Raw genomic sequence first — 16,155 nt, 5'->3', positions numbered from 1 at the left:
ACTATAAGAAATCCAATAAAGTATGGACTCAACTTTTCATAATAGCTTACTTTTCATAACCAACTTTATGTGAAGCTTTACATAATGTAAGCAAGACCACTACTGCAGTAAATCTTGGAATTGGATTAACGAGAAAGGGTAAGAAGGTATTGCTGATTGATGCAGATCCTCAGGGTTCTATGACAGCAAGTCTTGGTTACATTCAGCCGGATGATATTAAGGTCACTCTAGCAACAATTATGTTGGCTCTTATTAATGATGAAGAGGTATCGGAGCAGGATGGAATTCTTCATCATTCAGAGGGAGTAGATTTAATTCCGGCTAATATTGAATTATCAGCTCTTGAGGTTTCCTTGGTCAATGCAATCGCAAGAGAATCTATCATGAAGGAATATGTAAATATGGTTCGCAATTTGTATGACTACATTATTATCGACTGCATGCCTTCTCTTGGAATGATGACAATTAATGCACTTACAGCTGCAGATTCTGTGCTGATTCCGGTGCAGACAGCCTATCTGCCGGTGAAGGGCCTACAGCAGCTTATTTCAACGATTATGAAGGTTAAGCGACAATTGAATCGTAAGCTAACTATCGAGGGTATTGTAATGACTATGGTAGATTTTAGAACTAATTATGCCAGGGATATTTTTGAGAAGGTTCATAAGACCTACAGTGATTCTGTTGGTACCTTTGAAACCTATATTCCTATTTCAGTAAAGGCTGCAGAAACAAGTGCTGAGGGTGTGAGCATCTTCGAACATTGTGGAAGTGGCAAGGTAGCTGTGGCTTATGAGTCGCTTACAAATGAATTTCTTGAAATCAATGGGGAGGATTAATCATGAAGAAAAGATCTGGTGAAAAGATTAAAATATTATCCGTGGATGAGCTCCTTGGAGTTCCTTCCGGAGATCCTGTTACAGAGATAGATGTTGAAAAAATATATCCTTTTGAAAATCATCCTTTTAAGGTTGTTGAGGATGAAAAGATGGAGGATCTGATTGAAAATATTCGTTACAATGGAGTGCTCACTCCGGTAGTTGTAAGACCTGATGATGAAGGCGGATATGAAATGATTTCAGGTCATCGCAGATTATATGCGGTAAATAAGATTGGCCTTCCTACAATTCCAGCAACTATAAAGGAAATGGGTGACGATGATGCTGTAATTGCTATGGTAGATAGCAATATTCAGCGTGAGGAAATTCTTCCAAGTGAAAAGGCATTTGCTTACAGAATGAGATATGAGGCAATGAGAAGACGTGCAGGAAGACCAGGAAAAAATTCGTCCCAAGTTGGGACGAATTATCGCGCTGATGAAGATTTAGCTAAGCAGGTTGGTGAAAGCAGAAATCAGGTGCACAGATTTATTCGTCTTACTGAGGTGATTCCGGAACTACTGGATTTGATTGACCGAGGTAATATTGCCATTATGACAGGAGTAGACATCTCTCATATTGATCAGAAAATTCAGAAGTGGCTACATGAATATATCAGAGATAATGGAACAATTAAGTCATATCAAATAATTGCATTAAGAAAAGAACTTAATACAAATCCAGACCTGACGCAGGAAGAAGTAATTCAGATTTTGAATGATAATCAGCCAGGAAGAAAACCTGCTATGAGAATTAACTTTACCTCTAATCAACTTAGGAAATACTTTCCAGCATATTACACTTCTCAGGAGGCCAGGGCTGTTATAGAGGAACTTCTCGCTAATTGGAAAAAGGAACAGGATAAGCATAGTAAGGCGGTGAAGTAAATGGAATTCAATTACTATTATGGTGAAGAAGCAGAACAATTCAGTTTCATTCGGATTCCAAAGGTGATGCTGACAGAGGAAAGATTTTCGCCCTTATCCTTATCTGCAAAGATATTGTATGGATTGCTGTTAGATAGAATGTCTCTCTCTGCCAGGAACGGATGGCTGGATGAAGAGAAGCGGGTTTACATTATTTTTAAGATTGAAGAGATCCAGGACATTCTGGGTTTCTCCAAAAAGAAGTCCATTGATTATCTAAATGAGCTGGAACAGTTTGGATTGGTGGAGAAGAAAAGGAGAGGTCTTGGTCTTCCAAGCATCCTTCATATTAAGAGTTTTATGCTTGCTGAAGAAGAAAACGGAACTTCAAGAGGTGTCAAAATCGACACTTCAGTGAAAGCGAATATTGGTGCTGATTCAGGTGAAGAAATTAAAGAAACGGACAAATTAAGGCTTAGGAACCTTGAAATAATGGTATCTGAGGACAAATCCTGTGTCAGAGGTGTCGATTTGGGAACCTCTGGAGGTGTCGAAATCGCACTTCAAGAGGTGTCAGAACGGGAACCTTTGGAGGTGTCGTTTTCGGCACCACTAAATAATAATACTGAATCTATTAATACTGAGATAAATAATATCAAATCCAATCCAATCTTATCTTCAGGGGATAGGATGGGATTGGATGAAACAAATGCATACAGAAAATTGCTGATGAGAAATATTGAGTATCCCTTTTTGCTTGAGCGATATCCCTATGACCATGAGTTGATTGAAGGCATTTTAGATATCATGCTGGAGGCTGTTGTCAGCAGAAAGGAATGCATAATCATTGCAAGTGACAGTTATCCGACAGAGCTCGTACGTTCAAAGTTCCTGAAACTGAATTATTGCCATATCGAGTATGTGATGGACTGTATGCAGAGTAACACCACAAAGGTGAGAAACATTAAAAAGTATTTGATGGCAGCTTTGTTCAATGCACCCAGTACGATGAGTGGCTATTATCGGGCTGAGGTAAATCACGATTTACCTCAGTTTGCTAGAGCGAAATAAGGAGTGTGAGGATAATGAGATTTTTGATTAAGCTTTTACTTTTACCGGTTGTTATGATTTTGTCTTTGATGAAATTGGTTATAGATGGCGCCACGAAGATATATTGCCTAGTTGCAGGTGTAGCGATAAATCTGCTTGTGATTAGTGCGGTGCTTGCTGTTGTAACAGGGCAGTGGCTGGCGCTTGGAATTTTTGCAATGGTATTCGTAGGAGTGATTGTAGTACTTTTCTTTGCAGGAACTATTTCGGTTGTGTTGGATGGATTAAAAGAGAGATTAAAGGCGGTGTAAGTAATGTCGTTTGGAAGAGAAGAAGATTATCAGGGGATTGATGTTGAAAAGTTACGTATTATTGTTGAGGCTGCTCAGAAACCATACATTAGTATGGCTGAGGGGAGATTGCTATATTCTCTTGGAAGACATTCATTTGAAAAACTTGCAAAGGATTCTGGTGCCAGGCGTGAAGTGGGTGGAAGAATCCTTGTAAATGTGAAGGTTTTGAATAAGTATATAGAGGATATGTTTGGATCCAATTGATTTATTAGTCGGTGTAGCAGTTGGAGGCGCACTCAGGCTGGCTGTATATCTAAAGGGTAAGAATGCAAAAAAGTACAGACATAATGCTGAGTATGGTTCTGCCAGGTGGGGGACGCACGAGGACATAGAGCCATTTATTGATAAGGAATTCTCCAATAATATGCTCCTGTCACAGACGGAGCGACTTACCATGAATGGAAGACCACCGGAGCCTAAATTTGCACGAAATAAGAATGTGCTTGTAGTAGGTGGTTCTGGTTCAGGTAAGACGAGATTCTTTATTAAGCCAAACGCGCTTCAAATGAATTCTTCACTGGTAATTACGGATCCAAAGGGTACAGTAGTTAATGAAATTGGCCACGCCCTGGTGAAGAATAATTACCGCATGAAAATCTTTAACACGATCAATTTTAAGAAGAGTATGCACTATAATCCATTTGCATATGTGCATGATGAAAAGGACATTTTGAAGCTGGTTACAACCCTGATTGCGAACACAAAAGGGGAAGGAAAAGGCGGGGATGAATTCTGGGAGAAGTCCGAAAAGCTGCTTTATTCCGCACTGATCGGATATATTCATTATGAGGCGCCGGAAGAGGAGCAGAACTTCTCAACTCTGCTTGAAATGATCAATGCCATGGAGGTGCGAGAGGATGATGAGGAGTTCAAAAATCCGGTGGATCTCATGTTTGATGAACTGGCAGAGAGGGAGCCGGACCACTTTGCAGTAAGGCAATATGCCAAATATAAGCTTGCGGCAGGCAAAACGGCGAAATCAATCTTGGTTAGCTGTGGTGCGCGCCTTGCACCCTTTGATATTAAGGAACTTCGGGAGATTACAGCCTATGATGAACTGGAGCTGGATACGCTGGGAGATAAGAAGACTGTATTATTCCTGATTATGTCAGATACAGATGCAACCTTTAATTTCCTAATCAGTATGATTTACACCCAGCTCTTTAATCTCTTATGCGAGAAGGCAGATGATGTGTATGGCGGAAGACTTCCGGTACATGTAACTTGCTTAATCGACGAGATGGCCAACATTGGTCAGATTCCAAACTTAGAGAAGCTGATGGCAACCATTCGAAGCCGTGAGATATCGGCATGTCTGGTGCTACAGGCAAAATCGCAGCTAAAGGCAATTTATAAAGATAATGCAGATACCATTATCGGTAACTGTGATTCTCAGATTTTCCTGGGTGGTTCTGAACAGACGACTCTGAAAGACCTGAATACCACGCTCGGTAAAGAGACTATTAATATGTATAACACAGGTGAAACCAGAGGACAGTCACAGAGCTATAACATGAACTATCAGAAGCTTGGTCATGATGTGCCATACTTGTTGATGAAAAGTTCAGCTGCCTTGAATTTGACATGAACAGGGACACGATCAGCTGGATTCGGAGAAAAATCGAATACAGGAGGTCGCTTATGGAACACTTACCAAAGAAAACCTGTCAAAACGGCATCAGCTATACACTGGTCGGTGACTATTACATTCCAGACTTACAGTTACCGGAAGAAAACCGCCCCATTGGAATCTGGGGGCGTATGCACAAAGCCTATCTGGAACTATATCATCCAGCCCGGTATAATGACCTGATTTTGTCCGGCAAACTATGGACATATCTGGCAGATCTGAATGAGCAGGCACAGAACCGGCTGGATTATATCATTGCCCAGATGAAAGAAGCTGAAGGAATTACGGAGGAATTGAAAACTTGTGACCAAATGGCATGGGTTAGGGCAATGAACAGCTTACGCAACCGGGCAGAAGAAATTATTCGGTCTGAAATGATCTACTGCTGAAATGTCAGTTTTCCTGTTCAGCCAGTTCCACGATGATATTACTCTGCCGGAGCAGCCAGTCCGAAAATCCCTTCGGGCTGGCTGTTTTCTTTTTCACAGCCTGTTTCCGTTGCAAGGCTTCTTTTTTGAAGGATTCAAAAGCAGCCAGCATTTCTTCCAGACGGTCAGCAGGAAAATTAGAAGTTTTCTTTGCCTTATTGATTTTGTTTCGCCAGTTCTGGCACTCGTTTTTGTAGAGTAAATCATAATTGTTTTCTCTGGCTCGTTCATCAAACTCACGCTTGTTCTGGAGAGATTGCTTTTTACGGCACTTATCGCTGCACAGCTCATATCGTTGGCTTTTAGCAAGAAATACTTTCCCGCAGATTTTGCATTTCCGGAAATACAGCCTCCAATCGTTCAGACGGTTCAGATAATAGATCATCAGCGGATACAGGGACGAATAGGCGGCAACACACTCCATTTTCCGTTTGCTGTCCGGATACCAGAGGTCAAGCCGGGTATCTTCATGCGGTACAGAACCATAAATATGCGTAGCAATATTCAGATGCTTAGGCTTTCCTATATCGTCATCAAAGTCAAGAGGTGGATTCCCCATAAATAGAGCCGTGAAGCCATTCATTTTCCCGATAAAACGCTCACAGGCAGATTCCCGATCTCGTGGTTCTCTTGCCTTCAAATATTCATTCCAGATACGAAGTGCCACATACATTCTCACCGGATCACCGGTGAGATATTTTTTTGCCAGAAAATCACCGGACACCTGTTCCAGTTCTGGCTGCTTCCACCGGTTAGAGTGAAGCGATTCTCTCAGTGGTATTAAACCGAGGCGATTCCATTCGCCGTCTGAATCATGCTCAAAGGTTGAAAGCATGGTTCCCAAAGGGCGTGTAACATCACAAAGCACCTCGGCGTCGTCATATCCCTGTAAACGAAACCGGATTTGCAGTTCTTCTCCAATCAAAATACGCTCTATCATTTTCTGTCTGTCCAGCGTCAGCACCAGCAGAATACGGTCATAAAGCGGTTCGTGCCGCACAAATTCAAAGTCCATACAATTCCCTCATCTTGCCTTATGGTAATTTTGTAATTCTCTTATATCCGTTACACTAATGGTACTGCAAAGCTATTGTTTTGTCAAGTTTGTGGCGATATGATGACGTCAGATGGTAATTTCGTTCCATTGTGTACATTGACAACTAAATGACCGTCTGAACCGAGATAAACCGCCATGACCTCTCCTAAAACGGAGGGCGAGCGCATCGAAAAACTGATGACTCATGTATGTCGAGCAGGGCAGCATGAAGGAAACGGAACAGGTAGAACGGCAAATATGCGGAAAATGAAAATCAATCAATTTAAATAAAGGAGGAACACCGATATGAAAGAAAAAATGAAGTGGAATGATTACAACTCGCTGCCCCTGATTTTGGATGTTACAGATATTCAGCATATCATGGGGATTTCCAGAGCCAGCGCCTATGAGTTGGTACACACACCGGGGGTTCCGGTGGTGCGCAGTGGCCGGTTGATTAAAATCAGCAAGAAAGCCTTTTTTAATTGGCTGGACAGCGGCGGCAATTCCCACGAGAACGAAAAAGAGAAAACAACATAACCGTGAAATGGAATATGAGGAGGATTTTTATGATGAAGCTGTCTAAGTATGAGAAAGAAACCATTATCAACTGGAACGAAGCGGAAAGCACCGCCAGCATCTATACCTTCAATGCCGATCTGAAACGCAGATTAGCAGAGTTTAGCCGGAAATATCCCCAGCTTTGCCGGCTGGAGCGCAGCACCACGGAGGGCAGCGTGACCTATGTGATTGAAAAGTCTCGGCTGTCTGTCCGGTTGATTCCACCATACAGTGAGGAGCGACTGGAAGCTGCCAGAAAGTACGCAAAACAACATGGATTTCAGGTTTTGCGTGCAGAAAAGGAAAGTGCCTGATTACAGGGTAAGTGACTGCAAAATGCCGGGTCTGCACCCGGCATTTTCACAGGCTGTTTGTTCAGGGGGGTAAACGTATCCAGTACCATAGAAGATGAAAAATATCCGGTTCGGGAGCTGTTTTCCCGGTCGAGAGAAAGGAGGGAAAAGCAATGGGAATTTTGTATGGATATATCCGTGTCAGCACCAGAGAACAGAATGAGGACAGGCAGATTCTTGCTCTGAAAGAACTTTCTATTCCAGAGAAAAATTTATTTATCGATAAGCAATCCGGTAAGGACTTTGAACGTCCGCAGTACCGGAAAATGGTACGGAAACTAAAAAAAGACGATCTGCTCTATATCAAGAGCATCGACCGTCTGGGGCGTAACTATTCTGAAATTCTGGAGCAGTGGCGGATACTGACCAAGGAAAAAGGAATTGACATCGTGGTGCTGGATATGCCTTTGCTGGATACCCGTCGGGGCAAAGACCTGATGGGGACATTCCTTAGCGATATTGTGCTGCAAGTATTGTCCTTTGTGGCAGAAAACGAGCGCACCAATATCCGACAGCGTCAGGCAGAAGGAATTGCCGTAGCCAAAGCAAGAGGTGTCCGCTTCGGCAGACCCCCAGCGCCTTTACCTGAAAACTTTCACCACCTATACCAACAATGGAAAAACGGAAAAATTACCGGGACAGCTGCCGCAAAGCTGTGCGGGATGCCGCTTTCCACCTTTCGCTATCGTGCGGAGGTCCACGAAAAAGCCAAGTTATTGTAAGCGGGTGTTTTTACAGGATTGTGTACTTTTTTGCAGGTAAGTTTTTCAGACATTTTTTGTGTGCAACTTGCTGATTTTTTCTTTTGCTACTGGACTTTTTTGCTGCGTTATAGTAATATGATTCCATATACATGAAGAAATGGGCATTTTACAGAAAGGTACACTATCATGTAAGTAAAAATTAAAGACTTTGTAGGGAGGAATTGAGATGTCAAAAGAAAACAAAATGGTGACTTGCAAACATTGCGGAGCTGAAATTGCGGCAAGTGCCAAAGTTTGTCCGCAATGTGGAGGGAAAAATAAGAAGCCACTTTATAAGCGACCGTGGTTTATTGCTGTGATTGCAATAATCATAATTGGTGCAATTGGTAGTGCTGGTGGAGATAAAACCTCTAATGAAGCCGGAAAAAATGATACCCAAGTAACCACATCTGAAAATACCAACAATACACAGGCAGAACCTGAAACCCCGGAAATCACCTATACAGCATATTCGGTTTCTGAGTTGATGGATGATCTAAACGGCAACGCCCTAAAAGCTGCTAATAAATATAAAGATCAGTATATTGAGTTGACTGGTCGCTTAAATGTTATTGATAGCAGCGGTAAATACATTTCCATTGTTTCAACCGAAGATGAGTTTGCTATTTTGGGTGTTCAGTGTTATATCAAGTCTGAAGAACAGAAATCAGCAGTGATGGATATGTCTATTGGCGACACTTTAGCGGTCAAAGGAAAAATTAAAGATGTTGGAGAAGTTATGGGCTACTCTCTTGACATTGATGAAGTAGTAAAAGCATCAAATTAAATTTAAGGCAACACCGCACAATTTACGCCGATAGGCTCAGACAGCGGTCTACACCAAAATTTTCCGCCATATTTTACAAAAAATGCTCGTGAATCCACCAAGGATTCCTTGTGCGTTTTGTTTCATCTGACAAAAAATTTTACGGCACATACCACCGCTTGTAATTGTGCGGTATTGCATTAAACAACACATTATTTGCAAATAATTACTTCGAGCCGGTGCATGGATTTTCGTAAAGAAAATTCCTGCATCGGTTTTTCTTTTTGAGGAAAGTGACCGAGGAACTTTCTTCAAAAGCCGGAAAAGCTGACCGGCTATGTTTTGGGCAGTCAGCTTTTTCGGGCAGGAGTACAGAGGGATGCAATCCCTTTGTGCTGGGTACAGGGGTGCAGCGCCCTGTTGGAGTCAAGGGGTGCGGGTCGCCGGTGGCGACCTTTGCGGTAACACCGCAAAAGCACCGACCGACACGAAGTGGAGACGAGCCCATTGGCAGGTTAAGGGCGGCAGCCATTATCGGGTCAAGGGTGAAACGCCTTGCCCAGGGAAAGTTGATGCCTGCGTCAACTTATACTGGGTATTACCTGACGCAGACTTTCGCAGGATTTGCGGCTTCGCCGCTACGCCCCTTTGGGAAACGCAACAAAGATTGGGAGGGATGAAAATTGAAACTGACACGGCACAATGGACGCTCTGGCAAGCATGGCACCTATAATCCCCGGCACAATGACCGTCGGTTTGATGTAGAGAATAGCGAACATATTGATTCTGAGCGTGCCAGAAAAAATATGTACTGGGACTGTTACCGGGGCTTTACCACCCATGACTTTCGTGAAAACCCGGAACAACCGGATTTCAGCTTTGAGGAAATTGAAAGGATGTACTACTATGAGCATTATGCTGACTATGTCGATGCTCAGAACGCCCGGAACGAGAAAACCCGACACACCGAGTGCAACCGCACGGTGGAAAATCTTTTAAAAAATAACAAGACCTGCCCAGAAGAAAGCATCTACCAGATCGGCACTATGGAAGAATCCATTTCACCGGGTACTCTGGCACTCATTGTCAGCGAATTTTACGAGGAGTTTGAACGGCGATTTGGTTCCCATATCCACATTCTGGACTGGGCGCTACATCTGGATGAGGGTACACCCCATATCCATGAGCGCTATGTGTTTGACTGTAAAAACCGGTATGGGGAGCTGTGTCCCCAGCAGGAAAAGGCGCTGGAGGAACTGGGTATCCCTCTCCCTAAACCGGAACAGCCAAAAGGAAAGCACAATAACCGAAAACAGACTTTTGATGTCGTATGCCGCACGATGCTTTTTGACATCAGCCGCAAGCATGGGGTGCATCTGGAGCAGGAACCGTCCTATGGTGGGCGTGATTATCTGGAGAAGCAGGATTATATCCTGATGAAGCAAAAAGAAAAACTTGTCCAGCAGGAGCTGAAGCTGAAGGAACTGACTCTGAAAATTGAGGATGTGGACAGTCTGATTGATGAGGTGTCCAGCGTTGCTTATGACAAGGCGGTAGAATTGGTAACAGACGAGGTAAAAACCATGACCCATCAGAAAGATATTGATATGATCGAGGACACCAAAGCATGGCTGCAATCCCCGGAGCGAAAAGCGCCGAAAAAGGAACGGGACTATGCGATGGCAAGGCTGGATGGTGTGATTGGAAAAATCCGGACAACGATGCACTCCACACTGGAAAAAGTGAAGGCTGCTCTGCTTCATACGGACAAGAAGAAGGCTGTCACAGAAGAAATCAAAAAACAGACAAAGCCTTCCATTGTGGAAGCGCTTCGTCGAGGAATGGAGGAGCAACGGAAAAAAGACAGTGAAAAGCATACACAGGAGAAACAGAAAAAACAGAATATGGAACTTTGACAGGCATCTGATTTTGAAAGAAATTGGGTGTCTGTTCTGTTTTTGGAGGTGAAATCGTGTCCAATGAATCTTCAACTTTTATCTCAAATCCCCAGTATGATGCAGCGGATGTTGCAGGGGTATGGGAAATTCTTACGACAACGGAAAAAGGAAAACCAGCCAACACCATCGACAACTGCCGGATTGTGTTCTGTCACGATCCCTTTTTGAAGGGCGCTATCCGGCTGAATCTGCTGACAGACCGAGTGGACATTGTGCGCAACCTGGGATGGCGCAGGAGCACCAGCGTCCTGACAGATACTGATGTCAAGTATCTGCTTCTGTACTTTGAGCAGCACTATGGTCTGACCAGTGAAAAGAAGCTGATGGCGGCGATGTCCATTGTGGCAAATGAGAATTACTACCACCCCATTCGGGATGTGCTGGATAGTCTGGTGTGGGACGGCCAGCCACGGATACGCTCCTGCCTGCGTCACTTTCTGGGGGGCGGATGAGAGCGACTATGTAGAGGAAATGCTCAAACACTTCCTGCTGGGGGCCATCCGCCGGGTGTTCCACCCTGAGTGCAAGTATGAGGAGCTGCTCTGTCTGGTGGGCGGCCAGGGAGCCGGAAAGTCCACCTTCTTTCGACTGTTGGCGATCCGAGACGAATGGTTCTCTGATGACTTGAAGAAATTGGATGACGACCGGGTATTCCAAAAGCTGCAAGGTCACTGGATCATTGAGATGTCAGAGATGCTTGCCACCAACAGCGCAAAGAGCATTGAAGAAATCCGTTCCTTTATTAGCCGACAGAAGGAAACCTATCGGACACCCTATGAATCTCAGCCTAAAGACCGGCTTCGGCAGTGTGTGTTCGGTGGTTCCTCGAATACGCTTGACTTCCTGCCGCTGGATCGAGCCGGGAACCGGCGGTTTCTGCCAGTGATGATTTGCCCGGAGAAAGCGGAGGTTCACATTCTGGAGGACGAAGCCGCTTCCAGAGAATATCTGTTGCGGGTATGGGCAGAGGCTATGACCATTTACCGCAGCGGGGAGTATTCCATGAAGTTTTCAAAGGAGATTCAGAGACAGCTGGTGGAGGTTCAGAAAGACTTCATGCCGGAGGACACCGAAGCCGGACAGATACAGGGATTTCTGGAACACTACACCGGAAACATGGGCTGCTCAAAACAGCTGTTTAAGGAGGCACTGGGACACACCTTTGAGGAGCCGAAGCGGTGGCAGCTCCACAATATCAATGAGATCATGAACACAGTGGTGACGGGCTGGAAGCCTTTCTCTAACCCACGGCTGTTTGCTGGATATGGGCGTCAGCGTGGCTGGGAGCGGGAGATTTCCGGCAACGAACTGCCCGACAACGAAGATGGATTTGTAGAACTGAGCGAGGAAGAAGTCTGTCAGCTGGAACTGCCAAAGGAGTGGATTGCCTGATTTACGGGGCTTGTTGCCCAGTAGGTTGTCGGCTGGTTGCTGACTTTGTTGCCGCAAAAGTGGGGGTGTAGATACGATAAATACCCGTAAAGCAAGACTTTTGGACGGGTATTTGTTCTCTGACAACGAAAGCAACGAGATTTTACAAGAAAATTTGAAAAGTAAGAAACGATGGTCAGACGATAGGTTGCAGGTTTTTCGAGGTCTGTTGCCGGACTTCGTTGCAGGCTCCCTTTGCCTGGCCTTTCTGATCTATGGAGGTAGCCTATGGAGAAAACCCAAAAGCAAGAAAACAAGCTGAGCAAAAAAGTGAAGTTTATCGTGATACGGGAGTTTTCAGGTGATAAAACCATGCAGGAAGCCTTTGAACAGCTCATTGAACGGCAAACCTGCGAACACTTTGAAGAATGGCTGGAACGAAAGGCAAGCTGAGGGATTTGGTTGAAGAAAAAACAGGGGCATGGTATAATATGTATATCGTGTCCCTGTTCATAGAAGGAGATTACTATGAGCAGGAAAAAACAAGTCAATCAGAAAATCACAGCCCTCTATTGCCGTATTTCTCTGGACGATGGCGGCGATAACGAGAGCATGAGCATTAGCAATCAAAAAATCATGCTTCGGGACTTTGCCGAGAAAAATGGGATGTTCCAGTATGAGTATTATGTGGATGATGGTTACACAGGCCGTAATTTCAATCGACCATCTTTTCAGCGTATGATTGTCGATATTGAGGCCGGTAAAATCGGTTGTGTCATTACCAAAGACCTGTCCAGACTGGGAAGAAATTATATCGAAGCCGGAAGCTATATTGAAATCTTCTTCCCTAAACACAATGTCCGTTATATCGCAATTACCGATGGTGTGGACAGTTTGACCCGTCAGGAAATGGACATCACGCCGTTCAAGAATATCCTGAACGATATGTATAGCCGGGATATTTCCAAGAAAGTGCTGGCAGGGCGTATGACCCGTTCCCGGCAAGGGAAGTATTGCGGCGGTCCTACTCCCTTAGGCCTGATGCGTGACCCGGAGACTGCGCCGGTAATTCGTAAAATCTATGACCTGGCACTGGATGGCTGGGGCTGTATATGGATTGCCAAGCAGCTGATGGAGGACAAGATTTCCATTACCAGAGTCAAGGGCAATACTGCCTGTGATGTTAACTACTATTGCTGGGGTAGCTCCAGAATCAGTCATATCCTGCGAAACCCATTTTATAAAGGTGCACACTTGGTGTGCAGGACACACCAGAAAGCCATTCGTTCCAATACCTATGACTTTATTCCCCGTGAAGACTGGGAAATTATTGAGGGCTGTCATGAAGCAATTGTGACACCAGAGGAATGGGATCAGGTACAGGCAATCGTGGATCGCAGGCCGCCTATCATGAAAGGCAATGCTTGCCCTTTCTACAACCTGTTCCACGGTATTATCTACTGCGCCACCTGTGGGAAATCCATGCAGGTGCGGTATGAAAAGGTTGGCAGAACCGGCAAGAACCGCTTTACCGGCGAGATGCGGGAACCGATTGACAAGGCGTATTATATCTGCCAGACCTACAACCGGCTGGGCAAAAACGCCTGCACCAGTCACAAAATCGAAGCCAGGGATTTGTATAATCTCGTCCTGAAGGACATTCAGGAACTGGCAGCAATGGCACTCAAAGATGCAGATGCCTTTTATCAGCGGTTAAGCAGACGGATGGAGCGCCGGTATATGGCGGATGCTTCCGAGATGCAGAAAGAGCGTGAGCGTCTGGAATCCAGAAACCAGGAAATTGACGATATGTTCCTGAGCCTTTACACCGACAAGGCCAAGGGTGTGCTTTCTGAGCAGCGGTTTATGAAGCTGGCCGCCGCTATGGAGCAGGAGCAGGAAGAAAATCAGTGCCGGTTGCAGGAACTGATGCGAATGCTTCAGCAGTCTGACGCTCAGGAAAGTGAAGTCCGCACCTTTATCCGAGAGATTCGGCAGTATGCCACCATACAGGAATTGGATGAAGCGGTGCTGAATCGGCTGATCAGCCGGATTCTAGTGGGTGAGGTCAAAAAGATAGACGGACAGAAGATTCAGGAAGTCAGGATAGTCTATAACTTTGTGGGAGAAATAGTGTTAGGATAACAAGGGGTAAAAATAATTGAAACCAATTTCAAAGAATCAGTTTGATTTGTATGTGTTTTTTACTAGGCATAATTTGGCTGAATTTTTCAATGAAGAACTTGAATGGTATATAAATGAATCTAAAACTTTATGGGCTGTCATCTGCCTTGATAGGCAAGATAAAAATTATACAGTGATTTTTTTAGCAAGAGATGAAAATAGACAAATTCGTTGCATTGATTTGAAAATTGATATTGAGGATTGTGAAGCAGCTAGAAAGATTATGCTGTCACATTCCAAGCTGTTGGAAAAAACGGTGTTTACTGAAAAAAAGGATACCAGAAAGACTGTGGATGATTTGTTTATTCCTCGTGCAAAAGTCTCTAAACTTGATCCATACTTCCAAATAATAGCTAAAAGTCCAACTCATTCAGCTGCGAGAAATGTTATCAATGAAATAATGCCTCATTTTTTTGATGTGGATGGTAACTTTGTTCAGCAGTTTCAAACAACAGGATTTGATTCCAGACTTTGGGAATTATACTTGTTTTGCTATTTTAATGAGGAGGGATTGCAGATTAATCGAGAGCACTTTGCCCCTGATTTTTTACTTAGTTCAGGAGATAGCGAGGTGTCTGTAGAAGCTGTTATAGTGTCCAATAAAAATTTACAAGAAATATGCAGAAATATCCCTACAAGGGAAGACATTATAAAAGAACAAAAATTTATGTCAGCAAAATGGGGTAGTTCATTATACAGCAAATTAACACATAAAGATAAAAACGGAACACATTATTGGGAGTATCAACACACAAAGGAAAAACCTTTTGTAATTGCCATCGCAGATTTTCATAACACATGTTCAATGACTTGGAGCCAAGGTTCACTTATTACTTATTTATATGGATTTGAATATGACCATTTCTTTGATTCAAATGGGAATTTAATTGTGAAACCAATCAAAGTTACTACACACCCTAAGGGAGATGGGCGCAATTCAATTCCTTCCGGTTTCTTTTTTCAAGAAAATTCAGAAAATGTAAGTGCAGTGTTGCATTCTTCATGTGCGACAGTTTCAAAATTTAGTCGAATAGGGAAACAATGTGGACTGGATGAAAACAATGTACTTATGTATAGAATAGCAAGTGTTTATAATCCAGATCCAAATGCAGTTATTCCCCAAATATTTTCTTATTTTGTTACTGAGCAAAATTCAGAACCTTGGTCAGAAGGTGTCACAGTATTCCATAATCCAAATGCAAAATATCCATTGCCTGCTGATTTTTTCCCCAATGCCGCTCAGTGTTATTTACAGGAAAACCTAATAGTCACTTATTCTAAGAACCCGGTAGTTTTTTCTTCAATAACACCAATTTTTATTGAAGCTAGCAAAATAGAAGATTTTAAAAAGGAGTTCGAGAAAAATATTACAATATAATAATTGAAATCTAAATAAGTTGTTAATGCTCCCTCTTCTGTTTGCAAGAAGGGGGAGCATTTTTGTTCTAATTCATCACTTGACATTGTGGCAAAGATCTGATGAGTATTGATGAACTGGCTGTCATGGACGGATCAAAATGCATTGTGCAGGTTCGTGGTGTAAGACCATTTTTCTCAGATAAATATGACCTAACAAAGCATCCAAAATATTCTCTTACAGCGGATGCAGACAAAAGGAACTGGTTCGATATCGAGAAGTTCCTGAAGAAAAAAGACAACTTAATATTGAAAGCAGATGATCAGTTTACGGTCATCGAAGTAACTGAGTAATAGCTCTTTTGGAAGTATAGCACTTCTGAAGGGGCTTTTATTATGCGCGTGTAATGAGGAAAAGTCTGTGTTTGCACAAGACTTTGACGAATACCGCGACAATTCGCGCGAATTGTCAGCTTCAGTCGACGGGAGTTGGCAGCAACTAATCAACTATACATCGGCAAAAATACAAAATATTGCCGAAAGATATGAATTTTAGGAGGAAAACAAAATGGCATTTTTTCAGAGCGCAGTAGGCGTATTACAGACATTAGTTATCGCACTT

14 protein-coding genes and 4 pseudogenes are annotated in these 16,155 nt (G+C 43.4%); 17 read left to right on the top strand and 1 reads right to left on the bottom strand.

The genetic code is table 11. From position 1 onward, the window contains the following. Positions 1–86 precede the first annotated feature (86 nt). From ASU35_RS01235 to ASU35_RS01205, 7 genes and pseudogenes are all read left to right on the top strand, one after another. Positions 87–839: pseudogene (locus ASU35_RS01235) on the top strand (ParA family protein); the annotation flags it as partial. A 2-nt stretch (positions 840–841) separates the two neighbouring features. Beyond that, a complete protein-coding gene (locus ASU35_RS01230; protein WP_058351310.1) occupies positions 842–1,765 on the top strand; it encodes a ParB/RepB/Spo0J family partition protein in 924 nt (307 codons plus the stop codon). Next, positions 1,766–2,815, top strand: coding sequence for a DUF6017 domain-containing protein (locus ASU35_RS01225; protein ID WP_058351309.1), 1,050 nt, complete (start codon positions 1,766–1,768; stop codon positions 2,813–2,815). A gap of 14 nt (positions 2,816–2,829) precedes the next feature. Beyond that, positions 2,830–3,105 carry a hypothetical protein gene (locus tag ASU35_RS01220; protein WP_058351308.1) on the top strand — a complete coding sequence of 92 codons (276 nt, stop codon included), beginning with the start codon at positions 2,830–2,832 and terminating at the stop codon, positions 3,103–3,105. 3 nt (positions 3,106–3,108) lie between these two features. Then, entirely contained in the window at positions 3,109–3,351 is a 243-nt protein-coding gene (locus ASU35_RS01215) for a DUF6462 family protein (RefSeq protein WP_058351307.1), read from the top strand. Further along, a pseudogene (locus ASU35_RS01210) lies at positions 3,344–4,690 on the top strand (VirD4-like conjugal transfer protein, CD1115 family); the annotation flags it as partial. The gene ASU35_RS01215 and the pseudogene ASU35_RS01210, both read left to right, overlap by 8 nt. Positions 4,691–4,788: 98 nt before the next feature. Further along, a complete protein-coding gene (locus tag ASU35_RS01205) occupies positions 4,789–5,166 on the top strand; it encodes a TnpV protein (protein ID WP_058351306.1) in 378 nt (125 codons plus the stop codon). A 4-nt stretch (positions 5,167–5,170) separates the two neighbouring features. Here ASU35_RS01205 and ASU35_RS01200 read toward each other — a convergent pair whose 3' ends face one another. Next, a complete protein-coding gene (locus tag ASU35_RS01200; RefSeq protein ID WP_058351305.1) occupies positions 5,171–6,220 on the bottom strand; it encodes a hypothetical protein in 1,050 nt (349 codons plus the stop codon). Positions 6,221–6,547: 327 nt separating this feature from the next. Between ASU35_RS01200 and ASU35_RS01195 the strand changes: the two genes are divergently transcribed. From ASU35_RS01195 to ASU35_RS01150, 10 genes and pseudogenes are all read left to right on the top strand, one after another. Then, on the top strand, positions 6,548–6,781 hold the full coding sequence (locus tag ASU35_RS01195; protein WP_058351304.1) for a helix-turn-helix domain-containing protein: 234 nt from the start codon (positions 6,548–6,550) through the stop codon (positions 6,779–6,781). A gap of 29 nt (positions 6,782–6,810) precedes the next feature. Next, positions 6,811–7,116: a hypothetical protein gene (locus tag ASU35_RS01190; protein WP_058351303.1), complete on the top strand. Its 306-nt coding sequence runs from the start codon at positions 6,811–6,813 to the stop codon at positions 7,114–7,116. A 152-nt stretch (positions 7,117–7,268) separates the two neighbouring features. Continuing rightward, positions 7,269–7,877, top strand: a complete 609-nt coding sequence (locus ASU35_RS01185; protein WP_058351302.1) for a recombinase family protein — start codon at positions 7,269–7,271, stop codon at positions 7,875–7,877. Between the two features lie 208 nt (positions 7,878–8,085). Then, positions 8,086–8,685: an OB-fold protein gene (locus ASU35_RS01180; RefSeq protein ID WP_058351301.1), complete on the top strand. Its 600-nt coding sequence runs from the start codon at positions 8,086–8,088 to the stop codon at positions 8,683–8,685. A gap of 662 nt (positions 8,686–9,347) precedes the next feature. Then, positions 9,348–10,580: a plasmid recombination protein gene (locus ASU35_RS01170; protein ID WP_058351299.1), complete on the top strand. Its 1,233-nt coding sequence runs from the start codon at positions 9,348–9,350 to the stop codon at positions 10,578–10,580. An 80-nt stretch (positions 10,581–10,660) separates the two neighbouring features. After that, positions 10,661–12,014 (top strand): annotated as a pseudogene (locus ASU35_RS01165) (virulence-associated E family protein). Positions 12,015–12,281: 267 nt separating this feature from the next. Continuing rightward, positions 12,282–12,446 carry a hypothetical protein gene (locus ASU35_RS19575; protein ID WP_172749727.1) on the top strand — a complete coding sequence of 55 codons (165 nt, stop codon included), beginning with the start codon at positions 12,282–12,284 and terminating at the stop codon, positions 12,444–12,446. 75 nt (positions 12,447–12,521) lie between these two features. After that, positions 12,522–14,138 (top strand): recombinase family protein, encoded by a 1,617-nt coding sequence (locus ASU35_RS01160; RefSeq protein ID WP_058351298.1) that lies wholly within the window; start codon positions 12,522–12,524, stop codon positions 14,136–14,138. Positions 14,139–14,154: 16 nt separating this feature from the next. Continuing rightward, positions 14,155–15,555, top strand: a complete 1,401-nt coding sequence (locus tag ASU35_RS01155; protein WP_058351297.1) for a hypothetical protein — start codon at positions 14,155–14,157, stop codon at positions 15,553–15,555. A gap of 89 nt (positions 15,556–15,644) precedes the next feature. Continuing rightward, a pseudogene (locus ASU35_RS01150) lies at positions 15,645–15,887 on the top strand (VirD4-like conjugal transfer protein, CD1115 family); the annotation flags it as partial. Positions 15,888–16,155: the final 268 nt, after the last annotated feature.

It is taken from the genome of Acetivibrio ethanolgignens, assembly GCF_001461035.1.
Classification (GTDB): Bacteria; Bacillota; Clostridia; order Lachnospirales; family Lachnospiraceae; genus Velocimicrobium; species Velocimicrobium ethanolgignens.
The sequence above is the reverse complement of the archived record's forward strand: the minus strand, read 5'-3'. Positions and strand labels throughout refer to the sequence as shown.

Bases quoted from the DNA above. Each gene is read 5' to 3' on its own strand.
- ASU35_RS01230 (WP_058351310.1), top strand. From the start codon at position 842: ATGAAGAAAAGATCTGGTGAAAAGATTAAAATATTATCCGTGGATGAG.
- ASU35_RS01225 (WP_058351309.1), top strand. From the start codon at position 1,766: ATGGAATTCAATTACTATTATGGTGAAGAAGCAGAACAATTCAGTTTC.
- ASU35_RS01220 (WP_058351308.1), top strand. From the start codon at position 2,830: ATGAGATTTTTGATTAAGCTTTTACTTTTACCGGTTGTTATGATTTTG.
- ASU35_RS01215 (WP_058351307.1), top strand. From the start codon at position 3,109: ATGTCGTTTGGAAGAGAAGAAGATTATCAGGGGATTGATGTTGAAAAG.
- ASU35_RS01205 (WP_058351306.1), top strand. From the start codon at position 4,789: ATGGAACACTTACCAAAGAAAACCTGTCAAAACGGCATCAGCTATACA.
- ASU35_RS01200 (WP_058351305.1), bottom strand. From the start codon at position 6,220: ATGGACTTTGAATTTGTGCGGCACGAACCGCTTTATGACCGTATTCTG.
- ASU35_RS01195 (WP_058351304.1), top strand. From the start codon at position 6,548: ATGAAAGAAAAAATGAAGTGGAATGATTACAACTCGCTGCCCCTGATT.
- ASU35_RS01190 (WP_058351303.1), top strand. From the start codon at position 6,811: ATGATGAAGCTGTCTAAGTATGAGAAAGAAACCATTATCAACTGGAAC.
- ASU35_RS01185 (WP_058351302.1), top strand. From the start codon at position 7,269: ATGGGAATTTTGTATGGATATATCCGTGTCAGCACCAGAGAACAGAAT.
- ASU35_RS01180 (WP_058351301.1), top strand. From the start codon at position 8,086: ATGTCAAAAGAAAACAAAATGGTGACTTGCAAACATTGCGGAGCTGAA.
- ASU35_RS19575 (WP_172749727.1), top strand. From the start codon at position 12,282: ATGGAGAAAACCCAAAAGCAAGAAAACAAGCTGAGCAAAAAAGTGAAG.
- ASU35_RS01160 (WP_058351298.1), top strand. From the start codon at position 12,522: ATGAGCAGGAAAAAACAAGTCAATCAGAAAATCACAGCCCTCTATTGC.